The organism is Alloprevotella sp. OH1205_COT-284 (assembly GCF_003859795.1).
Lineage (GTDB): Bacteria > Bacteroidota > Bacteroidia > Bacteroidales > Bacteroidaceae > Alloprevotella.
Genome location: NZ_RQYI01000020.1, coordinates 37,056 through 43,596, shown reverse-complemented (window position 1 = coordinate 43,596; position 6,541 = coordinate 37,056). Strand labels below are relative to the sequence as shown.

Below are 6,541 nucleotides of genomic sequence, written 5' to 3'. Positions count from 1 at the left end.
AAATCACGGGATTTTCCAAACAAAATTGTCCAATCCGAGAAAAAGAACGGATTGGACAATTTTATAAGAGGATTTTGCAGAGGTCTCATTCCTTGTGTTGGTGCTATCTTTCTCATCGCATAGATATCGGTTAGAACTTTGCAATTAAAGAAAGCAGCTTCTCCGATGGTGGTGAGACCGCTTGGCAGGGTTAAAGAGTTAAGAGCCTCGCAACGAAAAAAAGCTCCGATTCCAATGGAGACGAGACTATTCGGAAGGGTCAAAGAGGTCAGAGCTTTGCAATCATAGAGTGCATAGTCTCCAATGGTAGTTATATTTTCGGAGATGACAATGCTTTTTAAAGTAGAGCAGCTTCCTTCAAACGCGGAAGGAGTAATTGCTGTCACTTTCACGTCCGATCCGTTATAAGAGATAGTACCGGGGATGGTAAGTGACGTCACTCCGTCGGAAACCGAAGAGGCGCCCCACCCCATAACAGTGGCTGTTTCATCAACTATCTTGTATTTAATATTATCTTTTTCGAATACAGTTTGTGCCCAAAAGGGAAACGCCATTTGGGTGCAAAACAGAAAGAAAAATAGTCGATGTAAAGGCGGTCTGAACAATTTATTCATAAACAATATTTATGGAGTTAAAGAGATGAGATACAAGAAAACACTGAACGCTGCGATGAGCAAGCATTCTCGCTTTTGACGCGGCGAAAGTAAGAAGAAATAGAATGATCACAAAGTTTTTTACGAAAAAATAAGGAAACAATATTATCTGACATGCTCATCGGCAAGAGCAGATGACAAGAGTAAGTGATGGAGGAATATTATAGTAAAGCATTTGAAGAGGGATTATCAAAACTATTGTTGAACTGCTTTAGTGTTTTCTTAATTCGTTGCACCTTAGATTGTTATAAGATTATTCCATCAATTCAATTTTGCCAACCAAATCTCGTCGCTGCATAGTGAAGAGGGATTTAGTTGCCAAATGATTTCTGCAGGTGTAATGATTAAGTGTGGAGGTTGGTTGTGGAGGATTCTCCTCGTCGGTTTTTTGGACGAAAGACGTAGACGATGGTGGATAACAGTAATGGGTAAATCCTTTCTTTTAGTGTGTGCAGGTGTATGTATTCCAAGAGGTATGTTGTTTGAGGAAAGTCGGCCAGTTTCAACAAGGCTACAAATATTATTATACGATTACGAATGAAAACGCCTTTTGGAGCAGAATTAATAGTGTTGGATGATTAGTTTTTTTGAATCTATTGTACAAACTTGACTTACCTGTGGAAAAGCTCGTGTTGGCAGATAAAAGGATATAACTTAGTTGGTAACAAGACTTATTTTGAAGGAAAGAGAAAACTCAAACCGGACATGATGCTGAAAAAAACTTCAAAATCATCGGTAGTACAAATCTTTTTTCGTATTTTTGTCTATATTTACTCATGAGGATTCATGAAAAATAGTCGATGTTTCAACTTTTCAGCGAATCGTCTGCATGATTGCCGCTTTTTACGTTTCCTTTCATCTTGAAACCACGCATTTTTTTATTCTCAAAACGACCGATGATGATCTCACCGCTTCAATTCCGAAAAGCTACGCCGGCAGATGCTCCTTTCTTGGCTCGCCATGTGCTGGAAGCCCTTCATTGGGAGATGTTCGGGCTTCCGCTTACCGACGAAAAACAAAAGGCATGGCGAGAACTGACGGAAGTTTGCCGCCTGCCCGATACGCTATATAGTTATGCCTTTTCGACCATTGCCTTGCTCAATGGCGAAGCGGCAGGCATGGTGGTGGCCTACGACGGCGGGGGCTACGAGGCGATGCGTCGCAACACATTTTCGCGGATCACGGTGTTTGATGCCCGGGAAATGGCGACGATGCCCGATGAAACCAAGCGGGGAGAATTTTACATCGACTCCTTGTCTGTGGAACCGACATGCAGAGGAAAAGGCGTCGGGCGCGGATTGCTGTTGAATGCGGTGGAGCAGGCCAAGGTGTGCGCGCTTCCGGCAGTGCTTCTTGTCGATGACGACAACCGGCAGGCTCGCCGGTTGTATGCTTCGGTCGGTTTCGAGGAAGAGGGAGAGGTGAGGGCTTTCGGACAGCAGTTTTTGCGCATGGTGCATGCAACGGATGCATCGGCGAAAGTCGACAACAAATAAGAAACGATGAAAGTATTTTTAGAACTTTGTCGGGAGCGTGCCTCCGTGCGCGCTTTCGCACCGGAACGTCCGACAGCCTCGGCGATCGATTACATTGTTGAATGTGTGCGCCTTGCACCATCGGCCGTAAACAAACAACCTTGGAGATTGTTTTATGTGACTCGCCCCGAATTGCTCGTGCAGCTTCAAACAACCTATGACAGAGCGTGGTTTGCCACAGCACCGGCCGTTTTCGTGGTTTGCAAAGATGAGCGAGAGCAGTGGGTGCGACCTTCTGACGAATGTCCGCATGGCGACATCGACATTGCGATTGCGACCGAGCATCTGTGTCTTGCCGCTGCGGAAAAAGGGTTGGGAACGTGTTGGGTATGTAATTTCGATGTGGAGGCCTGCCGAAAGATACTGGGTTTGAACAAAGAGGTCACACCGGTCGTGATGGTTCCGATCGGTAGGGCAGCCGAAGCCTTTGTCGATCACGGACGGCGCAGAAAAGAGACGAAAGAAATTTTGACTTGCTTGGAGTAGAGATGAAAACCGAAGCTCTGGAATCTTATATATTCATTCCATCATATCATCGTAAAACATATGAAAAAACTTTATCAGCAAACTATCGTAAAACATGTAATTCACCCTTTGACACGATTTGTCGGACAGCAAAAATCGGGCAGCATCGTGTTGGGGGGCAGTGTGCTTTTGGCCATTGTGCTGGCCAACACCGCGTTTTCGGAAGCGTATTTCCATTTTTTTGAGCAACGCATAGGGATCGCATTCAACGACCGACTCTATTTTAACCACTCTCTGCACCATTGGATCAACGACGGACTGATGTCCGTATTCTTTTTTGTCGTGGGCTTGGAGTTGAAACATGAATTTATCGGCGGCGAACTTTCAAATATCCGGCAGACGATTTTGCCGATCGGGGCTGCCATCGGGGGAATGATCGTGCCAGCCTTGCTCTATTTGGCTTTTAACCACGGTGCGGTTTCGGCGAGTGGGTGGGGCATACCGATGGCCACGGATATCGCTTTTGCACTCGGAGTGCTTTATCTGTTGGGCGATCGTGTGCCGATTGCGGCAAAGGTCTTTCTGACGACGCTTGCCGTGGTCGATGATTTGGGGGCGGTGGTGATCATTGCCTTGTTTTACACCTCCGAGATTTCTTTTGGTAATTTGGGCGTAGGGTTGCTGTTGCTGACGGTGATGTTTGCGGCAAATAAGTCGGGGGTGAAAAATCTTTTGTTTTACGGTATTGTCGGCATCGGCGGCGTTTGGACGATGTTTTTGCTTTCGGGGGTGCATGCCACGATTGCGGCCGTGTTGGCGGCTTTTATGATTCCGGCAGAGGCTACGCTCAGCGAACCGGCTTTCATGAAAAAGATGTGTAGGCAGGCCGCCGATTTCAGAAACACAAAAGGCAACGATGTGCGCACGCTGGAAGAAGAACAGCTGCATCTTTTGAAAGAAATGCAGACCACGGCACGACTGGCCGTTCCGCCCTCACAATCGCTCGAACATTATTTGGCACCGATTGTCACTTTCGGCATCATGCCTGTCTTTGCGTTGGCCAACGCCGGAGTGTCGTTTGACAGTGTGGACTTCTCAACCCTGTGGGCGTCTTCGACGATGTGGGGAGTCTTTGTGGGGCTGTTGTTGGGCAAGAGTGTCGGCATCATCGGGGTGTCTTTGTTGCTCACACGCATGGGGTGGGCGCAATTTCCCTCGGAGCTTACCCTGCGAAGGTTGGTCGGGATCTCGTTTCTTGCCGCCATTGGTTTCACGATGTCGATGTTTATTTCTACGCTTGCATTTGAGAGCGCACAACTTTTGCTCGAAGCCAAAATCGCTATTTTCGGAGCTTCTGTCGTCGGAGGGTTGATCGGTTTTCTCTTATTGAAGCGATAGGGCTGACTCTCCGCGGTGCGAGTCGGACAGACGGACTTCTTTGGCTGCCGACAGATCCATGGTGTCAAAAATGATATTGACCAGTTTCGGAAAAGCATATCGCGACAATTCCGACAACGGGACGGCGATGAAATCTGTGGGAGGATGTTGAGGGGCGTGCAGCGTGAAGGCCGAGCAGTGAAGGAGGCGGTGGGTCAGTTGGTGCTTGATGTTTCGGACTATCGGCTTCAATACGGACGATTGGCCGAGCAGAGAGAGCTGTTCTAATCGGGCGATGATCTCCGCGTCTTCGGGCTGATGTGGAAACTCGATGAGCAAGGGTTCGTACAGACCGGCCCAAATGTCGCCTGTCGGTCGTTTTCGGAGATAGAGGGCTTCTTCGTTTGCGTTGTGGCGGAGAATGAGGATATAGATGAGGTATCTGTGGGATACGGCCGTTTTTTTTGATTTGACCGGTAGCAGCTCTATTTTCTTTTCGGCCAAGGCCGCACAGCTTTCACTCAACGGACAGGTATTGCAATTGGGATTTCGAGGGGTGCATTGCAATGCGCCGAAATCCATGATGGCTTGATTGTAGACCGCTGGTTGTCGGACAGAAAGCAGTTCTTGTGCCAAATGGGCAAATAGCTTTTTCCCTTCGGTGGTGTCGATGGGCGTTTCTATGCCGAAATAGCGCGCAAGCACCCGATAGACGTTGCCGTCGACGACGGCGGTGGGAAGTCCGTAGGCAAAGGAGCAAATGGCGGCTGCGGTGTAGTCGCCCACTCCTTTCAGGGCTTTCACGCCGGCGTAGTCTTGTGGAAAACGGCCTTGCAACACAACTTGCCGGGCGGCGGCATGAAGATTGCGGGCACGAGAGTAGTAGCCCAAACCCTCCCAAAGACGCATCACTTCGTCCTGAGGAGCTTCGGCCAGTTTTTCCACCGTGGGGAAGCGGTCGATAAAACGTAAATAGTATTCGTAGCCTTGTGCGACGCGGGTTTGTTGGAGAATAATTTCCGAAATCCAAATGCGATAAGGGTCGCGTGTGTTGCGCCAAGGAAGAGAACGGCCGTTTTCGGAGTACCAACGAAGCAGGGCGGAGGAAAAAGAGGGCATGGAGGAATGAAGAGAGGGAAAAACAGAGAGAACAGAGAGGGAACGGCGGATTTTTCACAGAAATAGGCAGAACGAAGGAATGGAACGACAAGCGTTTCAAAGAGAGAAAAATTTGTGTATTACATTGTTTCGCTCTTTTCTCGCTGTCCATTCCTTCGTCTGCCGATGAAAGGTGTTTTGACGGAAAACTCAGTGAATGCCGTTGTCAATGAAATAGTTTAATGCGTTGCTCTTCGCTCATTTTGCAAATCAAAACGGCGTCGTCCCTTTCGACCACGATGTAGTCGTCCAGTCCTTGCACGACGACTTGACGCCGGCCGGAGGTGTGGACAATGCAGCGGTGGGTGTCGAAAAGTTTCACCCGGTCGCCGACAACGGCATTTTCATAGGCATCGTGTGGGAGTTCTTCGTGAAGAGAGCTCCATGTGCCCAAGTCGCTCCAAGCAAATTCGGAAGGACGAACATAAACGTCTTCTGCTTTTTCCAATATGGCATAGTCCACCGAAATGTTTTCACACAGAGGAAACTGTGTGTCGATGGCCGCTTGTTCGTCGGGAGTGTCGTAGTGGGGAAGGAGCTGTTCGAAAATGGCCGAAGTTTGAGGGGCATAAACGCGAAAGGCATTGACAATGGTGGAAACGCTCCACACGAAGATGCCCGAATTCCAGAAATAGGAGGGTTGTGCGACATACTTCTTGGCGGTTTCCAAATCCGGCTTTTCCCGAAAATGATCGACGGCAAAAATCTTATGTTTGCGAGATGAAGCATAAGAAAGGTCGGCTTTGATGTAGCCATATCCCGTGGAGGGAGCGGTGGGTTTGATGCCGAGGGTGATGATGGCATCGGTTTCCGCGGCAAATTCCAAGGCTTCGTCGACGCATTGGCGAAACTCCGTCACGTCTTTCACGTTGTGATCCGAGGGGGTCACGACAATCGTGGCTTTGGGGTCGCGTTTTTTTATCTTCCACGAAACGTAGCAGACGCAGGAAGCCGTGCCGCGCATGCAGGGTTCGAGCAGAATGTTGGACGATGGGATTTCGGGAAGTTGCTCTTTGACCACGCGCTCGTAGCGACGAGAGGTGACGACCCAAACGTTTTCCGGCGGAACGATTGTTCGGAAACGATCCATGGTGAGTTGGATCATGGTGCGACCGCAACCGAGAATGTCTATGAATTGCTTCGGACACTCTTCGCTGCTCATCGGCCAAAAACGGCTGCCGACACCGCCGGCCATAATAACCAAGTGTTGATGAGAAAACATGGAGAGAAGAATATGAAAAGAGCAGAATGAACCTTTTTCGACTCGGGATGAAAAAAGATTTTCTGCTCGTCGCACTTTTCAACTCTTGTGAGAAAGGGAGAGGTGCGGCGAGCAGAAAAGAAATCATTAAA

The 6,541-nt window shown here is 48.7% G+C and carries 6 protein-coding genes; 3 read left to right on the top strand and 3 right to left on the bottom strand.

Going from position 1 to position 6,541, the window contains the following annotated elements; genetic code table 11:
- The coding region (locus tag EII14_RS06280; RefSeq protein WP_148090621.1) for a leucine-rich repeat domain-containing protein at positions 1 to 614 on the bottom strand (614 nt) is incomplete at its 3' end.
- A gap of 938 nt (positions 615 to 1,552) precedes the next feature.
- Here EII14_RS06280 and EII14_RS06275 point away from each other — a divergent pair.
- Genes EII14_RS06275 through nhaA form a run of 3 tightly spaced genes read left to right on the top strand, consistent with a single transcriptional unit; the run spans position 1,553 to position 4,051 of the window.
- Positions 1,553 to 2,149 (top strand): GNAT family N-acetyltransferase, encoded by a 597-nt coding sequence (locus tag EII14_RS06275; RefSeq protein WP_233569394.1) that lies wholly within the window; start codon positions 1,553 to 1,555, stop codon positions 2,147 to 2,149.
- Between the two features lie 6 nt (positions 2,150 to 2,155).
- Positions 2,156 to 2,674 (top strand): nitroreductase family protein, encoded by a 519-nt coding sequence (locus EII14_RS06270; RefSeq protein ID WP_124931692.1) that lies wholly within the window; start codon positions 2,156 to 2,158, stop codon positions 2,672 to 2,674.
- 60 nt (positions 2,675 to 2,734) lie between these two features.
- The gene (gene nhaA, locus EII14_RS06265; RefSeq protein ID WP_124931691.1) at positions 2,735 to 4,051 is read left to right on the top strand and encodes a Na+/H+ antiporter NhaA; all 1,317 of its coding nucleotides are present in this window, start codon (positions 2,735 to 2,737) and stop codon (positions 4,049 to 4,051) included.
- Here the strand turns inward: nhaA and mutY are convergent.
- Positions 4,037 to 5,149 (bottom strand): A/G-specific adenine glycosylase, encoded by a 1,113-nt coding sequence (mutY, locus tag EII14_RS06260; RefSeq protein WP_124931690.1) that lies wholly within the window; start codon positions 5,147 to 5,149, stop codon positions 4,037 to 4,039. The genes nhaA and mutY overlap by 15 nt on opposite strands.
- A gap of 205 nt (positions 5,150 to 5,354) precedes the next feature.
- Positions 5,355 to 6,410: a mannose-1-phosphate guanylyltransferase gene (locus tag EII14_RS06255; protein WP_233569393.1), complete on the bottom strand. Its 1,056-nt coding sequence runs from the start codon at positions 6,408 to 6,410 to the stop codon at positions 5,355 to 5,357.
- Positions 6,411 to 6,541: the final 131 nt, after the last annotated feature.

Bases quoted from the DNA above. Each gene is read 5' to 3' on its own strand.
- EII14_RS06255 (WP_233569393.1), bottom strand. From the start codon at position 6,410: ATGTTTTCTCATCAACACTTGGTTATTATGGCCGGCGGTGTCGGCAGC.
- EII14_RS06270 (WP_124931692.1), top strand. From the start codon at position 2,156: ATGAAAGTATTTTTAGAACTTTGTCGGGAGCGTGCCTCCGTGCGCGCT.
- mutY (WP_124931690.1), bottom strand. From the start codon at position 5,149: ATGCCCTCTTTTTCCTCCGCCCTGCTTCGTTGGTACTCCGAAAACGGC.
- EII14_RS06275 (WP_233569394.1), top strand. From the start codon at position 1,553: ATGATCTCACCGCTTCAATTCCGAAAAGCTACGCCGGCAGATGCTCCT.
- nhaA (WP_124931691.1), top strand. From the start codon at position 2,735: ATGAAAAAACTTTATCAGCAAACTATCGTAAAACATGTAATTCACCCT.